The organism is Pseudomonas sp. TWR3-1-1 (genome assembly GCF_049896545.1).
Lineage (GTDB): Bacteria > Pseudomonadota > Gammaproteobacteria > Pseudomonadales > Pseudomonadaceae > Aquipseudomonas > Aquipseudomonas weihenstephanensis.
The window spans coordinates 250295-267686 of the sequence record NZ_JAFCUO010000002.1 but is presented as its reverse complement, the minus strand read 5'-3'; the positions used below and the strand labels follow the sequence as shown (position 1 = coordinate 267686).

The window sequence follows — 17392 nt, the reverse complement described above, 5'->3', positions numbered from 1 at the left end:
ATCCGTTTTACTGGCGGCCACGTCTATCCGGCCTTTGACGATCAGGCGACGTTTGATCGGGCAGTATAGAAGCCCGCTTGGCGATGTGGATGCATGTCGGTAAATTTCATGTTTTTGCCGATTTTTCTGTTCAAAGTCCGAGTAAAGACGAAGTTTCGCAGGTGTTTTTTACCCTTCGACTAAGTTGTGTGCGAACGAGCTGACGAAAATACAGTCTTTTTCACACCGAATATTATTTGCCGGGGCGCCACAGTGGCGCGTCGCTACGATGAGATAGCCGTCCTCCATGTTTGGTTCCAACGACGACAAGAAGAACCCAGCCAAGGCTGGCGAGAAAAAAGGCCTGTTCGGGTGGCTGCGCAGAAAGCCGCAGGAAACCGTCGTTGAGCAGCCATCTGCTCCCGAAGTCACGCCCGAGCCGCTGATCGAACCCACGCCCGTCGTGATCGAAACGGTGCGTGAAGTGGCAGTGCTCGCTGAGCCTGAACCAACGCCTGCTGCCGAGCCGCCAATTACGCATCAACCGTGGCCAACTCTGCCGGTGGCAGAAGAACCGGTTGCGCTGGTTGAGGACGTGCAAGCGCCGCATGTTGTACCGCCGATTCCTGTGCCCGAAGTTGAGGTGGCGGTTGAGCCGGTGATTGCGCCTGCGCCTGTGATCGAAGTGCTTGAAGTGCTTGAACCCGTCGTAGAGCCTGTCGAGCCAGAGCCAGAGCCAGAGCCAGAGCCAGAGCCAGTCGCGGTCATCGCGCCAGTCGCGGTTGTACAACCGGCTGCGGTCCCTGCACCTGTCGTGCAGGCACCGCCCGCTGTCATTGAAGCGCCTGCGCCCAAAGCCGAACCGGTTCCAGAAGCTAAAAGCGGTTTCTTCTCGCGCCTCAAGCAAGGCCTTTCGAAAACCAGCGCCAGCATCGGCGAGGGCATGGCGAGCCTGTTTCTGGGCAAAAAAGCCATTGATGACGACCTGCTTGAAGAGATCGAAACCCGCTTGTTGACCGCTGACGTGGGCGTTGAAGCCACCTCGGTGATCATCAAGAACCTGACGCAAAAGGTTGCCCGCAAGCAACTGACCGACGCCGATGCGCTCTACAAATCCTTGCAGGACGAGCTGGCGGCGATGCTCAAGCCGGTCGAACAGCCACTGAAGATCGAATCACAGAACAAGCCTTTCGTGATTTTGGTGGTGGGCGTCAACGGTGCGGGTAAAACCACCACCATCGGCAAATTGGCCAAGAAGCTGCAACTCGAAGGCAAGAAAGTCATGCTCGCTGCGGGCGATACCTTCCGTGCGGCTGCCGTTGAGCAGTTGCAAGTGTGGGGCGAGCGCAACAACATTCCGGTGATTGCACAGCACACGGGCGCTGATTCGGCGTCGGTGATTTTCGACGCCGTGCAGGCCGCCAAAGCCCGTGGCGTGGACGTGTTGATTGCTGACACCGCCGGGCGCCTGCACACCAAAGACAACCTGATGGAAGAGTTGAAAAAGGTGCGCCGCGTGATCGGCAAGCTCGACGCAGACGCGCCACACGAAGTGCTGCTGGTGCTCGACGCGGGCACCGGCCAGAACGCGATCAGCCAGGCCAAGCAATTCAACCAGACCGTCGCGCTCACAGGGCTTGCCTTGACTAAGCTTGACGGTACGGCCAAAGGCGGGGTGATTTTCGCGCTGGCCAAGCAATTCAGCATCCCGATCCGCTTTATCGGTGTCGGTGAAGGTATCGACGATTTGCGCACCTTTGAATCCGAACCCTTTGTCCAAGCTCTGTTTGCGGAGCGGGAGCGTCCATGATTCGTTTCGAGCAGGTCGGTAAACGCTATCCAAATGGACATGTGGGCCTGCACGAGCTGAGCTTTCGGGTCCGCCGTGGCGAATTCCTTTTTGTGACCGGCCATTCTGGCGCGGGCAAAAGCACGTTGTTGCGCCTGTTACTGGCGATGGAGCGGCCCACCAGCGGCAAACTGCTACTGGCCGGCCAGGACCTGAGCCAGATCAGCAATGCGCAGATCCCGTTTCTGCGTCGTCAGATTGGCGTGGTGTTCCAGAACCACCAACTGCTGTTTGATCGCACCGTGTTCAACAACGTAGCCTTGCCGTTGCAGATTCTTGGGTTGTCCAAGGCTGAAATCGCCAAACGCGTTGATTCGGCGCTGGAGCGCGTATCGCTGTCGGATAAAACCGATTTGTACCCTGGCGACTTGTCCACCGGCCAACAACAGCGCGTGGGTATTGCGCGCGCAATCGTGCATCGCCCGGCCTTGCTGCTGGCCGATGAACCCACCGGTAACCTCGACCCGCGTCTGGCGGCGGAAATCATGGGCGTATTCGAAGACATCAACCGTTTGGGCACCAGTGTCCTGATCGCCAGTCACGACCTGGCCCTGATCGCCCGCATGCGCCACCGCATGCTGACCTTACAGCGCGGCCGATTGATCGGTGACGGGGAGGCAGGGCAATGAGTGCAACACGCAGCCCCAAAGTGTCTGAGCGCGTAGCCCCCAAGGCTGCCGACCCACAGCCGTCGAAGAAAAAACACGATGAAGACGACGGGCCAACCTTTGGCATGTTGTTTCACGCCTGGATCGAAGCGCATCGCGCCAGTCTGCTCGACAGCCTGCGACGTTTAGGCAAACAGCCGATTGGCAGCTTTTTCACCTGCCTGGTGATGGCGGTGGCGCTGAGCTTGCCGATGGGCCTGTCGTTGTTGCTCAACAACGTAGAGCGCCTGGGCGGTTCGTGGCAGCGTGCGGCACAGATTTCGCTGTATCTGCAGATGGACGCCAGTGGTGATCAAGGCGAACAGCTGAGCAATCAGATAAAAGGTATGTCAGGGGTCGCGGACGCTGAATTCATCAGCCGCGAAAAAGCCCTCGAAGAGTTCCAGCAGCAGTCAGGGCTGGGCGAAGCGCTTAAAGAGCTGCCGGATAACCCGCTGCCCGGCGTAGTGCTGGTGACCCCCAATCAGGTTGACAAAGCCACCCTTGAAGCCCTTCGCGAGCGTCTTTCCGAGCTGCCGAAGGTGCAACAGGCGCAGCTTGATCTAGTCTGGGTCGAGCGCCTGGCGGCCATTCTGAAGTTGGGTGATCGTTTTGTGTTCGGTTTGACGGTGTTGCTGGTCTCGGCGCTGTTGCTGGTCATCGGTAATACGATTCGCCTGCATATTGAGAACCGCCGAGTCGAAATCGAGGTCACCAAGCTGGTCGGTGGCACTGATAGCTATGTGCGTAGGCCGTTTCTATACATGGGTGCGCTTTATGGTTTGGGCGCTGGCGTACTTTCGTGGGGCGTTTTGGCCTTTGGCCTGAACTGGCTCAACGACGCGGTTGTGGGGCTTGCCGGGTTGTACGGCAGTAATTTTGCACTGGCCGGTGTGCCGGTAGCCGATGGTCTGTCTCTCTTGCTTGGCGCGGTGCTGTTAGGGTATATCGGTGCATGGATTGCGGTAGCACGTCATTTACGTGAGCTTTCACCCAAGTAGTTTCATTTTTACCTGTTGACCTTTTCAGCTTATGTGGGAACTTTTTTCGTGGTTCCCGGTCAATTTTCGCAGTGCTGAACTGCACGAGTTATGTGAGTCGGAGGTTTTTCGTATGACCACTTCTTTGCAACCTGCGTATGCGTTAGTCCCTGGTGCGAACCTTGAGGCCTACGTAAACACCGTGAACAGCATTCCACTGCTGACACCGGAGCAGGAGCGTGAACTGGCCGAGAGTCTCTATTATGAGCAGGATCTTGAGGCGGCTCGGCAGATGGTGCTCGCCCACCTGCGTTTTGTTGTACACATTGCCCGCAGTTATTCGGGCTATGGCTTGGCACAGGCTGACCTGATCCAGGAAGGTAACGTTGGCCTGATGAAAGCGGTTAAACGCTTTAACCCTGAAATGGGTGTGCGTCTGGTGTCGTTTGCGGTGCACTGGATCAAAGCCGAAATTCACGAATTCATCCTGCGTAACTGGCGGATCGTGAAAGTAGCCACCACCAAGGCTCAGCGCAAACTGTTCTTCAACCTGCGCAGCCAGAAAAAACGTTTGGCCTGGCTGAACAACGATGAAGTGCATCGTGTGGCTGAAAGCCTGGGTGTTGAGCCTCGCGAAGTGCGCGAGATGGAAAGCCGGTTGACTGGCCATGACATGGCGTTCGACCCGGCTGCCGAAGCTGACGACGACAGTGCGTTCCAGTCGCCAGCCAATTATCTGGAAGACCACCGGTACGACCCGGCGCGTCAACTGGAAGATGCTGACTGGACCGATAACTCCACCAGCAACCTGCACGAAGCGTTGGAAGTGCTGGACGACCGCAGCCGCGACATTCTCTATCAGCGCTGGTTGGCTGAAGAGAAAGCCACGCTGCATGACCTGGCGCAGAAGTACAACGTGTCTGCCGAGCGTATTCGTCAGCTGGAAAAAAGCGCGATGAACAAGCTCAAACTGTCGATTGCCGCCTAAACCGGCCCGATAAAAAAACGCCCCGATCATTCGGGGCGTTTTTGTATGCGCAATCCCGCAGGAGCTGCCGAAGGCGGCGAGCTTCAGCGACCATGCTCGGCCCTATCCTGTAAGCGCGTGATTACTCAGCCCACGGCGCCTTACGCGAATTATTCAGCGTATCGAGATAGCTATCGCCCCCCAGCTGGCGCATTTGCTGGCGGATCCAGGCGGCTCGCGTGCTCACATACGGCGTCGGGTGACTGGCACTCCAGTTGCGCGGGTTAGGCAGCACGGCGGCCAGTTGGCTGGCCTGCTGGCGACTCAAACGTGCAGCGCTTACACCAAAATGATGCTGTGCGGCCGCTTCTGCACCGAACACGCCGTCATCCCACTCAGCACTGTTGAGGTACACCTCAAGGATTCGCTGCTTGGGCCACAGCACTTCGATCAATGCCGTAAACCAGGCTTCCAGACCTTTGCGCAGCCAACTGCGGCCCGACCACAAAAACACATTCTTCGACACTTGCTGACTGAGTGTGCTGGCCCCGCGCAGTGTGCCGCCGCGCTCGTTGTGCACGAAAGCGGCGCGAATGGCGCTGAAATCAAAGCCCCAATGCTCGGCGAACTTCTGGTCTTCCCCGGCAATCACGGCCACTTTCAACTCGTTGGAGATTTCATCCCAGGGGCGCCAGCTGCGTTGCAAGTCGATGGGCTGGCCATCGAACCAGGATTCAACCTTGCGCTCGACCATCAGCGCGGTGCCTGGTGGTGGCACCCACCGAAAGATTAAAACGAGCAACGCGCTGCCCGCTGCGAACCACAGCAAGGCTTTGAGCAAACGATGAACCAGTAAACGCAGCATAGATGGCTTGGCCGAACCCGTTGAGCGGGCCATTATACAGACCCTGCGTCATTCGATGATCCTGAGGGGAATGTTCCATGTTGCGCGTATTTCTGATGTTGGCTGCCTTCTTTGGTTTTACCGGCGTGGCCTTGGGCGCGTTTGCCGCACATGGCTTGAAGGGCCGCTTGAGCGAGCAGTACCTGGCCATTTTTCACACCGGCGTGACCTATCAGTTGGTCCATACCCTCGCCATTATCGGTGTAGCGCTGCTCGCGACGCAGTTGCAAAGCCGTTTGGTGACGTGGGCCGGTATCTGCTTCACGCTGGGGATCGTGTTGTTTTCCGGCAGTTTGTACCTGCTGACCCTGAGCGGTATCAGCAAGCTGGGCATCATCACACCGATTGGCGGCGTCGCCTTTTTGGCCGGCTGGTTGTGTCTGGGGCTGGCCGCCTGGCGCCTGAGCTGAACCTGCAAGATGAATGGCTTGGGTCGACCTGATGGATCGGGCTAGAATGCTGGCCCCCTAAAAACGAAGGCAGCGTCGCGCATGCGCATTCAGTTGAACGGTGAACCCTTTGAGCTGCCGGACGGCGAGACCGTCGCGGCCCTTTTGGCGCGGCGCGAGCTGACCGGCCGTCGCGTGGCAGTTGAGCTGAACCTGGACATCGTCCCGCGCAGCCAGCACGCACAGACCGTGCTCAAAGAGGGTGACCAGGTTGAAGTGGTGCACGCCATCGGTGGCGGCTAGGCTGCGGGCCGACGTTTGAACCCAGCCCCACTGAGAACTCACATTCCAAGAGGATTACCGATGAGCAATGTTCGCAGCGACAAGCCGTTTACTTTAGCCGGCCGTACCTACCAATCGCGTTTGCTGGTAGGCACTGGCAAGTACCGTGACCTTGAAGAAACCCGTTTGGCCATCGAAGCCTCGGGTGCTGAAATCGTCACGGTGGCGGTTCGTCGCACCAACATTGGTCAGAATCCCGGTGAGCCGAACCTGCTCGATGTGCTGCCGCCCGACCGTTACACCATCCTGCCGAACACGGCCGGTTGCTTTGACGCCATTGAAGCGGTGCGCACCTGCCGTTTGGCCCGTGAGCTGCTTGACGGCCACAACCTGGTCAAGCTGGAAGTGCTGGCCGACCAGAAGACCCTGTTTCCTAACGTGATCGAAACCCTCAAGGCCGCCGAAGTGCTGGTCAAGGAAGGGTTTGACGTGATGGTTTACACCAGCGATGACCCGATTATCGCCCGCGAGCTGGAAGCCATGGGCTGCGTGGCCGTGATGCCACTGGCCGGCCTGATCGGCAGCGGTCTGGGCATCTGCAACCCGTACAACCTGCGGGTCATCCTTGAAGAAGCAAAAATTCCGGTGTTGGTGGATGCGGGCGTAGGCACAGCCTCCGACGCGACAATCGCCATGGAAATGGGCTGCGAAGCGGTGCTGATGAACTCGGCCATCGCCAATGCCCAGCACCCGATCATCATGGCTCAAGCCATGAAGTACGCCATTGAGGCGGGTCGTTTGGCCTATCTGGCCGGGCGCATGCCGAAAAAACTCTATGCCAGCGCCTCCTCGCCGCTGGATGGTCTGATCAAGTAAGAGCCCCTGATGACTGAACCACTCGATACCCCAACCCCGGAAGAAGGCGAAGATCGCCAGCACCGTCGCATCAAGAGCTTCGTGATGCGTGCCGGGCGCATGACCGAAGGCCAGCAACGTGGCCTCGATCAAGGCACGCCGCTGTATGTATTGCCGTTGGCCGATGCGCCGGTGGATTACGACCAGGTGTTCGGTCGTTCTGCGCCGCGCACCCTGGAAATCGGCTTTGGCATGGGTCACTCCCTGCTGGAAATGGCTGCTGCTTCGCCTGAGCAAGACTTCATTGGGGTCGAGGTTCACCGTCCGGGTGTGGGCGCACTGCTCAATGGCGTGTTGACCCAGGGCCTGACCAACTTGCGCGTCTACGACTGTGACGCCATTGAAGTGCTGACCCGTTGCGTGGCCGATAACAGCCTTGATCGTCTGCTGTTGTTCTTCCCGGACCCGTGGCACAAGAGCCGTCACCACAAGCGCCGCATCGTACAAGCGTCGTTTGCCGAACTGGTGCGTTCCAAGCTGAAAGTAGGCGGTGTGCTGCACATGGCCACCGACTGGGAACCTTACGCCGAGTACATGCTGGAAGTGATGAACGTGGCGCCGGGTTATCGCAACCTGGCTGAAGACGGCCTCTGTGTGCCGCGTCCTGCTGAGCGTCCGATCACCAAGTTCGAACGTCGTGGCGAACGTCTTGGGCATGGCGTGTGGGACTTGAAGTTCGAAAAACTGGCCTAAGCCGTTTTTCAATGACCGGCCTCAGCCCCGAGGCCGGTTTCTTTGCGCGACGACCGTCGCCTTGCACTACAAAACAAACCTCACACGTTTACTCAGCGCAATCAGCAATGGGGCCGCGACCAGCGCCAGGCCGATGACCAGCAGTGCAAGCAGATTGCCGTAGGCCATACCCGCTGCCAGGGCGCCCACAATAAACAATGGATGAATGTAGTACACCGCCGAGGACACCTTGGCCGGTACGTTGCTGGTCGCCGCCCTGAAGTACACACACGCCAGCATGAACAGCGCAGGAGTGAGGATGGGCAGCGAGAACATAAAGTCGAAGTACAGCTGTGGATTGGCCCGCAGCGAGTAGTTTGTGTACGACTCGGCCAGCATCAACGCAGTACCGGATACCAGCCAGATCCACACCACAGGGCGTGTAACGGTCTGAGTGATTTTATGCTTGGCAAACACAAATCCCAGGCACATGAACGGGAAGCCCATAAACAGGAAGTTGCGCGCGGCGTAATCGTTTTGATTGAAGTGTTGCAAGAAAGGGTTGGGCAGCACGTAGTAAACGCGCATGTATTGCAGCGTCAGACCGATCAGGTAGGCGATCAGCGCTAACGTGATCAGCCGCTGGGTTGGCGCGTGTCGCAGGGCATACAGAATCAAGCCGCCGCCGAGCATACCCACCAGATACCAGAGGTGGAAATAACCGATCAGCAAAGACTTCACCACACCCAGTACGCCTTTGAGACTGCCCAGCGTGGCCGGATCGACGTAAAACGGGCTGTAAATCAGCATCCAGAACAGGTACATCCACAGCCCGCGCTGGAACCACTTGCTGAAAGAATGGCCTTCGCTGAGGGTGTGGAACAGGTAATACCCGTTGATGATGAAAAAAACCGGTACTGCGACCCTAAACAACCCGTTGCCCAGCATGTAACCGATGGCAGTGTCATTGCCGCCGAAGACCTTGCAGTGCAACGCGACAACACAAATCGCCAGCACAACCTTTAGCGCATCGAGATTGCCATTCAAAACCTTCGGCATGGGCGGTGCTCACAGTAAGCGATACCCAAGCGTAGCCCACAATTTGTAGCCGCTGGCGCAGCGATCGCAAATGCTGAGGTCACGGTTTTAGCAGGTGGAATGAAGGCGCGGGTTCACCGACGGCTTCGCCGCCGGGGAGTCTGCGGCGCACTTGTAGTCGCTGCCGAAGGCTGCGTCCGATTGCGCAGCGATCGCAAATGCTGAGCGCACGGTTTAGCAGGTGGACTGAGTGCGCGGGTTCAACGACGGCTTCGGCAGCTACTACGAAGTTGAGAGGTAGTTGACGCACACTTGTAGTCGCTGCCGAAGGCTGCGTCCGATTGCGCAGCGATCGCCAATGCTGAGAGCGCGGTTTAGCAGGTGGACTGAGTGCGCGGGTTCAACGACGGCTTCGGCAGCTGCTACGAAGTTGGGAGGTGGCTGACGCACACTTGTAGTCGCTGCCGAAGGCTGCGTTCGATTGCGCAGCGATCGCAAATGCTGAGGGCACGGTTTAGCAGGTGGACTGAGTGCGCGGGTTCAACGACGGCTTCGGCAGCTACTACGAAGTTGAGAGGTAGTTGACGCACACTTGTAGTCGCTGCCGAAGGCTGCGTCCGATTGCGCAGCGATCGCAAATGCTGAGGGCACGGTTTAGCAGGTGGAATGAATACGTTGGTTCAACGCCGCCTGCGGCAGCTGCTACAGGTAACAGGCGAAATCAACGGCGGTCTGCAACCACACCAATCAGTACCAGCACCACGAGCAATACGGGCGCCAAGCTGTAGTTGTTGAATTGGCTCAGGCCGCGCTCTACCCAGGGGGTCGCGTAGATTAATGCAGCGCCGCTGCCCACCAGGCACAGCAAGGCCATCAAGGGGACGCGCAGGGCGCCGGCGATGCTGCCCAGACGCTGCTCGACCCAGCCCTTGAAGTCCGCCCCAAACAACACCAGCAAACAGCCAATCAACGCCAGAGAGATGTCTGAAAGGTGGCTGCGGCTCCAGCGCGATACTGTGGCAAGCAGGTCGAGTACCAAGTCCATTCGATTTCCTTAGGTCAAAAAGTGCTGCAACAGGTCATTGAGAAACAATTGGCCGCGGGCAGTCGCCGCCAGGCGTGTCGGTTCGACCTGCAATAAGCCACTTTGTTCGGCAGCTTCTCGCCCTGTTTTCAAGCTGTCGAGAGTCAGGCCGGTGCGCTGTGGGTAAAGCTCTGAATCTACGCCGTCCGTCAGGCGCAAGGCGTTCATTAGAAACTCAAACGGTAGCTCTTCGGCAGTCAGGGTTTTCTCCCCGGCCTGGAAGTTTTTGGCCGGATTGAGGTAGTCCTTTGGCAGACGGGTTTTCCATGTGCGTACGATACGACCATCGGGATGGCTCAACTTGCCGTGGGCACCGGCACCAATGCCGATGAAGTCGCCAAAGCTCCAGTAGTTGAGGTTGTGCCGCGCGGGGCGGTCGGGCAACGCGTATGCGGACACTTCGTATTGCGCGTAGCCGTGCTCGGCGAGCAGGGCTTGTCCGGCTTCTTGAATGTCCCACAACGTGTCGTCTTCCGGCAGCGTGGGCGGCTGGTTCCAGAACACGGTGTTGGGTTCGAGCGTCAGTTGATACCACGACAGGTGCGTCGGCTTCAGGGCGATGGCCTGGCGCAGATCGCTCAGGGCATCGTCCAGCGACTGATCGGGCAAGCCATGCATCAAGTCCAGGTTGAAGTTGTCAAAACCGGCCTGACGCGCCATGCCAGCGGCGCGTACTGCTTCGTCGCCGTTATGGATGCGGCCTAACGCCTTGAGTTTCTCTTGCTGAAAACTCTGGATGCCGATCGACAGGCGATTGATCCCCAATTTGCGGTACGCCACGAACTTTTCTTGCTCGAACGTGCCGGGGTTGGCTTCCAGGGTGATTTCAATGTCGCTGGCAAAAGGAATGCGCGCTTCAACCCCCGCGAGCAGGCGACCCAGCGAGGCAGCACTGAAGAGGCTCGGCGTGCCGCCGCCAAAGAAGATCGAACTCAGCTCACGGCCATACACTGCGTGCAGGTCCTGGTCCAGATCGGCGAGCAGGGCGTCGACGTATTCGTCTTCGGGCAGCACAGGGCTGGCGGTGTGGGAGTTGAAGTCGCAATACGGGCATTTACGCACGCACCACGGGATATGGATGTACAGCGACAAGGGAGGCAATGGGCTCAGCGGCGCGCGTGGCGCCTGCTGGGTAAAGCCAGCCGCGCCCAGATAGAGCGGCTGTGGCGGTGTGTCGTGGGTCATTTGAGGCCCAAACGCTGGCGCAGCAAGACCATGGCGCGAGCGCGGTGGCTCAGTTGGTTTTTTTCTGTCGGGCTGAGTTCAGCGCTGGAGCAGTTACGCTCAGGCACCCAGAACAACGGGTCGTAGCCAAAGCCGTGCTCGCCACTGGCGGCGGGCAGAATACGCCCGTGCCACAAGCCTTCGCAGATGATTGGCAAGGGGTCGTCAGCGTGGCGCACCAACGCCAGCACGCACACAAACTGTGCGCCGCGCTCGGCGTCGGGCACGTCTTTGAGGGCATCGAGCAGTTTGGCGTTGTTCGCCGCATCGCCTTGGCCGTCAGCGTAGCGGGCCGAGTAAATGCCCGGCGCGCCACCCAGAAAATCCACGGCCAGCCCCGAGTCGTCAGCCAAGGCTGGCAAACCCGAAATTCGCGCCGCGTTACGGGCTTTTAAAATCGCGTTCTCAACAAACGACAAGCCGGTTTCATCCGGCTCGACGCTGCTGAATTCTCCAATCGAGCGCAACTGCACCGACTCGCCGAGCATGGCCTGAAGTTCTTTGAGTTTGCCCGCGTTGTGGCTTGCGAGTACCAGTTGCGTGAAGTTCATCATTCGATTGGAGCGACCATTTGAGTAAATTCGATTGTTTCAGACGTGGCTCCGGGAGCTTTCACGTCCACTTTGAAGGTGAAAGTCTGCGGGCCTTTGACCGGGAATTGAGCGAGATAGTTGATTTCGCCGTTTTCGCCGACTTCACGAAACCTCAACGGTGTTGCTTTTTCATCCCCGGTTTTTACGCTGCCCTGCACATTGGCGGCAATATTCTTGCCCGCCTTGTTCACGGTGATATTCAACACGGCATTCTGTTTGCTGCGCGTGACTCCCACCGTGTTGGCGATGCCGGGCGTCAGAAAAGTAGACGGGAAGGCGTTGTAGTACACCGTGGTATCGCCAAATGTCTGCTGGCGTTGGGCCCCCGTTTGGTCGGCGGCCAGCGCGTTCGCCCCCAAACACATTGAAAGCAGTAGTAATCCAATACGACCCATGGTCTTTCTCCTTTGAGCGAACCTGTTAAACCGCGACTTTGTGATCCTGAAGGCCAGGACTGCTGACACGATAAATGCCAATCTCGCCTAACAGGTTAGGCCATAACTTACTCGCCCACCCATGCCGGTGTTGTTGATCCACGGCAAGACGGTTGATGACCTGCGCTTCGCGTTCACGGCACAGCGCTTCGAAGTCTTCAAAAGTGCAAAAGTGAATGTTGGGCGTGTTGTACCAGGTGTACGGCAAAAACTCGGACACCGGCATGCGGCCTTTGCTGGCCAGATACCAGCGGCAGCGCCAGTGGCCGAAGTTGGGGAAGGTAATGATGCATTGGCGGCCGACGCGCAACATTTCGTCGAGGATCCGGTCGGGGTAATGCACCGCTTGCAGCGCCTGGGTCATGACCACGATGTCAAAGCTGTTGCTGGCAAAGTTGCCCAGCCCTTTGTCGAGGTCTTGCTCGATGACGTTAATGCCTTTGGCCACGCACTCGGCAATGTTGTCCGGGTCGTTTTCAAGGCCGTAGCCGGTGACTTGCTTGTTGTCGCGCAGCCAGCTCAGCAGTTCGCCATCACCACAACCGAGGTCGAGCACGCGGCTGCCGGCGGGGATCCAGTCTTGGATGATTTCCAGGTCGGCTCTCATGGCGTTCTCACAGGTCTATGCGGTTCATGTAGTTGCTGAAGGCTTGCAGGTAGCGCGGGATCGGGATCAGGAAGGCGTCATGGCCCTGCGGCGCGTCGATTTCCAGATAACACACGTCTTTTTTCGCGGCCATCAGCGCATCCACCAGTTCGCGCGAGCGCGCAGGCGAGAAGCGCCAGTCGGTGGTGAACGACATCACGCAAAAGCGCGCCTTGGCCCCGGCAAAGGTTTTGGCCAGATCATCGTTGAAGTTGGCCGCCGGGTCGAAGTAGTCCAGGGCCTTGGTCATCAACAAATAGGTGTTGGCATCGAAGCGTCCGGAAAACTCTTCGCCCTGATAACGCAGGTAGCTCTCGACCTGAAACTCGACGCTGTGGAAGTCGTAGTTGAGGTTTTCGTTCTTAAGCCCGCGGCCGAATTTCTCGCCCATCGAGTCATCCGACAGGTAAGTGATATGGCCCACCATGCGTGCCAGCATCAGGCCGCGTTTGGGGATCAGGCCTTTTTCCTGGAACGAACCGCCGTGGAACTCGGGGTCGGTGAGGATGGCTTGGCGCGCGACTTCGTTGAACGCAATGTTTTGCGCGGACAGCTTGGGTGCCGAGGCGATAGCCAGGCAATGGCGCAGGCGATCGGGGTAGCTGATGCTCCACTGCAAGGCTTGCATGCCGCCCAGGCTGCCACCGATCACGGCGGCCCATTGCGTGATGCCCAGGCGATCCGCCAGGCGCGCCTGGCTGTGCACCCAGTCTTCAACGGTCAGTACCGGGAACGAGGCGCCAAAGGGGCGGCCGGTTTGCGGATCGATGCTGCTCGGGCCGGTTGAGCCGTTGCATCCACCGAGGTTGTTGAGGCTGACCACGAAGAATTTACGGGTGTCGATGGGCTTGCCGGGGCCAATGCAACTGTCCCACCAGCCGGGTTTGCGATCGTCGACGCTGTGATAACCGGCGGCATGATGATGCCCCGACAGCGCGTGGCAAATCAGTACCGCGTTACTGGCCGTGGCATTGAGCTGGCCATAGGTTTCGTAAATCAGGTCATAGGCAGGCAGTGAGCGCCCGCAGGCCAAAGCCAGCGGTTCGCCGAAGTGTGCAACGAGTGGCACAACCAGACCAACGGAATCGGGGGGAAAGGCAGTTGGCATCGACCCTGCTCTCATTTAAATGAGGCGTAAGTCTAATGAGCGCGGTAGCAAGCGGCAAGCAATGCTCGGGGCTGATTTATCACCTGCCCCAAACCCGTAGTCGCTACCGAGGCTGCATGCAAATGCGCTGCTGGAGGTCGGCCTGCCTCCATCGCAGCCTGCGGCAGCGACTACAGAGGCTGACTCAAGGTTTGGCAAGCCCTGGAAGGTCTGGCAACTTTTTAGGGCCATGCAAACGCACGCGTTTTTGGCGATTGAGTTCGCCGCTGATCAAGCTCACTTGGCTCTTGGAAATGCCGAACGCCTTGGCCAGGAAGGCCACCAGGTGGGCGTTGGCTTTGCCTTCAACCGGTGGGGCGGTGAGGCGGATTTTCAGGCGGTCACCGTGCAGGCCAGCAAACTCATCGCTGCTGGCCTTGGGTTGCAAGTGACAGTCGAGAATCAGGTCGTCACCGTCCCAGCGGAAATAGCTCATCAGATCAGGCCGAACAGCTCAGGCGGCATGTTGACGTACACCGCCAGGGGCGGAATCACGTAGCTCTGGATCAGCTGGATCACCATGAACGCCAGAATCGGTGAAATATCCAGGCCGCCCATGCTCGGCAAGAAGCGGCGGAACGGTGCCAGTGCAGGTTCTGTGATCTGGTTGACCAGCTCGGCGCCAGGGCTGGTGCTACCCGGTGCCACCCACGACAGAATCACGCTGATGATCATGGCGAAGAAGAACACTTTGAGAAACAGTGCCGTCACCCCAATGATCGCCCACACCAACAGCCCGAGGACGTTGAACGGGATGTAGCTCAAGGTCAGCACAATGGCGAACACCACCATCTGCACCAGAATCGCCAGCACCAGCGAGGACATGTCCAGGCCGAGCACGCTTGGAATGACGCGGCGCATCGGTTTGAGCAGGGTTTGCGTCGCTTTGACGGTGAACTGGCAGATCGGGTTGTAAAAGTTGGCCCGAACCAGCTGCAAGATGAAGCGCAGCAGCACGACCAGCAAATACAGGCTGCCCAGGGTTTGAACCACAAAAATGGCAGCGCCATTAAGTCCTGACATCATTTGCTCCTTTATTGACCCAGTTGTTCGGCCATTTCGGCCGAGCGGTGCGCGGCGGCACTCAATGCTTTTTCGACCATGGCTTCAAAACCACTGGCCTGGAATGATTTGATTGCAGCGTCAGTGGTGCCCGCAGGCGAGGTCACGCGACGGCGCAGTTCGCTTGCGTCCACATCGCTGCTCACAGCCATATGGGCAGCGCCCAGTGCGGTCTGCTCCGCCAGTTGCTCTGCCACCTCATGGCTCAAGCCAAGTTTGACGCCGGCGGCGGTCATGGCTTCGATCAAGAGGAAGAAATACGCCGGGCCGCTGCCCGATACGGCGGTTACCGCGTCGATCTGGGCTTCTGTTTCGACCCAGACCACGATGCCCACAGCGCTCAACAACTCGTCGGCCTGCTGGCGTTGTGCTGGCGTCACCTGAGCAGTGGCGTACAAACCGCTCACGCCTTTACCCAGCAGGGCAGGCGTATTGGGCATGCAGCGCACCAGTGGCTGAGTGCCCAGCCATTCAAGCAGGCTGGCGCAGGTAATGCCGGCGGCAATCGACACCAGCAGTTGATGCGGTTTGAGGTGTGGGCGTAGGTCCTGGCACACGGCTTTCATGGCCTGCGGCTTGACGGCGATGACGATCACATCCGCGTCTTGAACGGCTTGCGCGTTATCGGCGAACAGCTCGATACCGTGCTGTTCAGCGACCTTGGCGCGAGTGTCGGCGCCGGGATCGCTGGCGCGGATCTGTGCAGCGTCCAGACCTTTGGCCAACAGGCCGCCGATCAGGCTGGAAGCCATGTTACCGGCTCCGATAAAGGCAATACGCGTCTTGCTCATAACAGATCCTTATCAAAAGTGAGGCAGGCTTTCTCAGGCCTGGCTGTAGTCTCGAGCGCCAAACAGTGCAGTACCGACCCGCACCCATGTGGCGCCTTGGGCAATGGCCGACTCCAGGTCGTGGCTCATGCCCATCGAAAGCGTGTCTAGCCCCAAGTTCAGGCTCTCTTGCAGCGTGCGTACCGTCGCAAAGGCAGCATCCTGTTCGGCGCGGTCCTCGGTGGGTTCCGGGATCGCCATCAAGCCGCGCAGCTTCAAACGGGGCAACGCATGGATCGCGGCAGCCAGCGCGGGCAAATCTGCCGGGGTGCAGCCGGATTTACTGGCTTCACCACTGACGTTGACCTGAATGCAGATGTTCAGCGGCGCCAGCTCAGCCGGGCGCTGTTCAGACAAGCGCTGGGCGATTTTCAGACGGTCCACGGAGTGCACCCACGCGAAATGTTCAGCGATGTCGCGCGTCTTGTTCGATTGAATGGGGCCGATGAAGTGCCAACACAAGGGCAGGTCAGCTAATTCAGTCTGTTTGGCGCGGGCTTCTTGCAGGTAATTCTCGCCGAAGTCGCGAACCCCGGCGGCATACGCTTCGCGCAGTGCGCCAGCGGGTTTGGTCTTGCTGACTGCCAGCAAGTGAATGCTCGTTACATCACGTTGCACAGCCAGTGCCGCTGCACGGATGCGCGCCTCAACCTGAGCGATGTTGTCAGCTATCGTGGACATTCAATTAAGCCCGCCGTGGTGAAAGTCTGCGGCATTCTACTGGAATTGGGAGGGGGGATGGACATCGCCGACCTGTTGGCCGTTTGCGTCAATCGCGGGGCTTCAGACTTGCACCTGTCAGCGGGCGTGGCGCCCATGCTGCGTATCGACGGCGACATGCAGCGGGGCGAGTGGCCCGTGCTGGACTCAGACGCTGTGCGTGGGCTTATCCACAGCGTCATGACCGAGCCACAGCGTGTCGCGTTCAAGGCCGAGCGCGAAGCTGATTTTTCATACGCGGTGGCGGGCTTGGGCCGCTTTCGGGTGAATGCGTTTGAGCAACAGCGCGGCGCGGGTGCGGTGTTTCGCAGCATTGCCTCGACGGTGCCCAGCCTTGAGTCACTGGGCTTGAGCGGGGTGTTCAGTGAGCTGAGTCATGCGCCGCACGGGTTGATACTGCTTACGGGCGCCACGGGGTCCGGTAAAACCACTACCTTGGCGGCCATGATTGACCACTTGAACAGCACCCGCCCCCTGCACATTCTCACCATCGAAGACCCGATTGAGTTCATCCACACGCCGCGCCAGTGCTTGATTAACCAGCGCGAGGTGCATCGCGACACAGGCAGTTTTAGCGCCGCGCTACGTTCAGCGCTGCGTGAAGACCCGGATGTGATCATGCTGGGCGAAATGCGCGACCTGGACAGCATTCGCTTAGCGCTTAGCGCCGCTGAAACCGGGCACTTGGTCTTTGCGACGTTGCACACACCGTCTGCGGCAAAAGCCATCGACCGCATGGTGGATGTATTTCCTGCAGAAGAGAAAGCCGTGGTACGCACGATGCTGTCCGAATCACTGAGGGCGGTGATTGCGCAAACGTTGGTCAGGCGAAAGGGAGGCGGGCGCGTGGCGGCGCACGAAATCATGCTGGGCACGCCAGCCATCAGGCATTTGATTCGGGAAAACAAGGTGGCGCAAATGGTGTCGGCAATCCAGACCGGCGGCGCGGTAGGGATGCAAACCCTGGACATGAGCCTGGCACGGCTCAGACAGAGGGGCGACATCCTGTAAACGCGAGCGTACCCGCGCC

21 protein-coding genes are annotated in these 17392 nt (G+C 58.9%); 9 read left to right on the top strand and 12 right to left on the bottom strand.

All coding sequences use genetic code 11. The annotated features are described in order from the left end of the window. Window positions 1-286: 286 nt before the first annotated feature. The 4 genes from ftsY (at window position 287) to rpoH (ending at window position 4443) form a co-directional block, all read left to right on the top strand. Window positions 287-1789, top strand: coding sequence for a signal recognition particle-docking protein FtsY (ftsY, locus tag ACP7A4_RS06795; protein ID WP_426246108.1), 1503 nt, complete (start codon window positions 287-289; stop codon window positions 1787-1789). Further along, the gene (gene ftsE / locus ACP7A4_RS06790) at window positions 1786-2457 is read left to right on the top strand and encodes a cell division ATP-binding protein FtsE (protein ID WP_048364033.1); all 672 of its coding nucleotides are present in this window, start codon (window positions 1786-1788) and stop codon (window positions 2455-2457) included. The genes ftsY and ftsE overlap by 4 nt, the downstream gene beginning before the upstream one ends. Next, a complete protein-coding gene (gene ftsX, locus ACP7A4_RS06785) occupies window positions 2454-3476 on the top strand; it encodes a permease-like cell division protein FtsX (protein WP_048364034.1) in 1023 nt (340 codons plus the stop codon). Before ftsE ends, ftsX begins: the two co-directional genes overlap by 4 nt. A gap of 112 nt (window positions 3477-3588) precedes the next feature. Next, a complete protein-coding gene (gene rpoH, locus ACP7A4_RS06780; protein ID WP_048364291.1) occupies window positions 3589-4443 on the top strand; it encodes an RNA polymerase sigma factor RpoH in 855 nt (284 codons plus the stop codon). 121 nt (window positions 4444-4564) lie between these two features. Here the strand turns inward: rpoH and mtgA are convergent, their stop codons facing one another. After that, a complete protein-coding gene (gene mtgA, locus ACP7A4_RS06775; protein ID WP_082706846.1) occupies window positions 4565-5320 on the bottom strand; it encodes a monofunctional biosynthetic peptidoglycan transglycosylase in 756 nt (251 codons plus the stop codon). A 44-nt stretch (window positions 5321-5364) separates the two neighbouring features. On the opposite strand from mtgA, the gene ACP7A4_RS06770 reads away from it, so the two are divergent. The 4 genes from ACP7A4_RS06770 to trmB all read left to right on the top strand — a co-directional run bounded on the left by ACP7A4_RS06770 (window position 5365) and on the right by trmB (window position 7605). After that, the gene (locus ACP7A4_RS06770) at window positions 5365-5736 is read left to right on the top strand and encodes a DUF423 domain-containing protein (protein WP_048364036.1); all 372 of its coding nucleotides are present in this window, start codon (window positions 5365-5367) and stop codon (window positions 5734-5736) included. A gap of 81 nt (window positions 5737-5817) precedes the next feature. Then, complete coding sequence (thiS, locus tag ACP7A4_RS06765; RefSeq protein ID WP_048364037.1) at window positions 5818-6018, top strand: sulfur carrier protein ThiS; 201 nt, start codon at window positions 5818-5820, stop codon at window positions 6016-6018. Between the two features lie 60 nt (window positions 6019-6078). Continuing rightward, on the top strand, window positions 6079-6873 hold the full coding sequence (locus ACP7A4_RS06760; protein ID WP_048364038.1) for a thiazole synthase: 795 nt from the start codon (window positions 6079-6081) through the stop codon (window positions 6871-6873). 9 nt (window positions 6874-6882) lie between these two features. Continuing rightward, entirely contained in the window at window positions 6883-7605 is a 723-nt protein-coding gene (gene trmB, locus ACP7A4_RS06755) for a tRNA (guanosine(46)-N7)-methyltransferase TrmB (RefSeq protein WP_048364039.1), read from the top strand. Window positions 7606-7671: 66 nt separating this feature from the next. Here the strand turns inward: trmB and ACP7A4_RS06750 are convergent, their stop codons facing one another. The 11 genes from ACP7A4_RS06750 to ACP7A4_RS06700 form a co-directional block, all read right to left on the bottom strand. Beyond that, on the bottom strand, window positions 7672-8643 hold the full coding sequence (locus tag ACP7A4_RS06750) for an acyltransferase family protein (RefSeq protein ID WP_426246103.1): 972 nt from the start codon (window positions 8641-8643) through the stop codon (window positions 7672-7674). A 700-nt stretch (window positions 8644-9343) separates the two neighbouring features. Further along, entirely contained in the window at window positions 9344-9667 is a 324-nt protein-coding gene (locus ACP7A4_RS06745) for a DUF3392 domain-containing protein (RefSeq protein WP_048364041.1), read from the bottom strand. Between the two features lie 9 nt (window positions 9668-9676). Continuing rightward, window positions 9677-10891, bottom strand: a complete 1215-nt coding sequence (gene hemW / locus ACP7A4_RS06740; protein WP_238938226.1) for a radical SAM family heme chaperone HemW — start codon at window positions 10889-10891, stop codon at window positions 9677-9679. Next, on the bottom strand, window positions 10888-11484 hold the full coding sequence (gene rdgB / locus ACP7A4_RS06735) for an RdgB/HAM1 family non-canonical purine NTP pyrophosphatase (protein ID WP_203302001.1): 597 nt from the start codon (window positions 11482-11484) through the stop codon (window positions 10888-10890). The genes hemW and rdgB overlap by 4 nt, the downstream gene beginning before the upstream one ends. Next, the gene (locus ACP7A4_RS06730; protein ID WP_203302000.1) at window positions 11481-11918 is read right to left on the bottom strand and encodes a DUF4426 domain-containing protein; all 438 of its coding nucleotides are present in this window, start codon (window positions 11916-11918) and stop codon (window positions 11481-11483) included. The genes rdgB and ACP7A4_RS06730 overlap by 4 nt, the downstream gene beginning before the upstream one ends. 25 nt (window positions 11919-11943) lie before the next feature. After that, window positions 11944-12564 carry a methionine biosynthesis protein MetW gene (gene metW / locus ACP7A4_RS06725; RefSeq protein WP_048364045.1) on the bottom strand — a complete coding sequence of 207 codons (621 nt, stop codon included), beginning with the start codon at window positions 12562-12564 and terminating at the stop codon, window positions 11944-11946. Window positions 12565-12571: 7 nt separating this feature from the next. Continuing rightward, complete coding sequence (gene metX / locus ACP7A4_RS06720; protein ID WP_048364046.1) at window positions 12572-13711, bottom strand: homoserine O-succinyltransferase MetX; 1140 nt, start codon at window positions 13709-13711, stop codon at window positions 12572-12574. Window positions 13712-13895: 184 nt separating this feature from the next. Beyond that, window positions 13896-14186, bottom strand: coding sequence for a DUF167 domain-containing protein (locus ACP7A4_RS06715; RefSeq protein ID WP_048364047.1), 291 nt, complete (start codon window positions 14184-14186; stop codon window positions 13896-13898). After that, a complete protein-coding gene (locus ACP7A4_RS06710) occupies window positions 14186-14773 on the bottom strand; it encodes a YggT family protein (protein WP_048364048.1) in 588 nt (195 codons plus the stop codon). The genes ACP7A4_RS06715 and ACP7A4_RS06710 overlap by 1 nt, the downstream gene beginning before the upstream one ends. A gap of 11 nt (window positions 14774-14784) precedes the next feature. Continuing rightward, complete coding sequence (gene proC, locus ACP7A4_RS06705; protein ID WP_203301999.1) at window positions 14785-15603, bottom strand: pyrroline-5-carboxylate reductase; 819 nt, start codon at window positions 15601-15603, stop codon at window positions 14785-14787. A 33-nt stretch (window positions 15604-15636) separates the two neighbouring features. Continuing rightward, entirely contained in the window at window positions 15637-16323 is a 687-nt protein-coding gene (locus ACP7A4_RS06700; RefSeq protein ID WP_203301998.1) for a YggS family pyridoxal phosphate-dependent enzyme, read from the bottom strand. A 57-nt stretch (window positions 16324-16380) separates the two neighbouring features. Between ACP7A4_RS06700 and ACP7A4_RS06695 the strand changes: the two genes are divergently transcribed. After that, window positions 16381-17373: a type IV pilus twitching motility protein PilT gene (locus ACP7A4_RS06695; RefSeq protein WP_426246097.1), complete on the top strand. Its 993-nt coding sequence runs from the start codon at window positions 16381-16383 to the stop codon at window positions 17371-17373. Window positions 17374-17392: the final 19 nt, after the last annotated feature.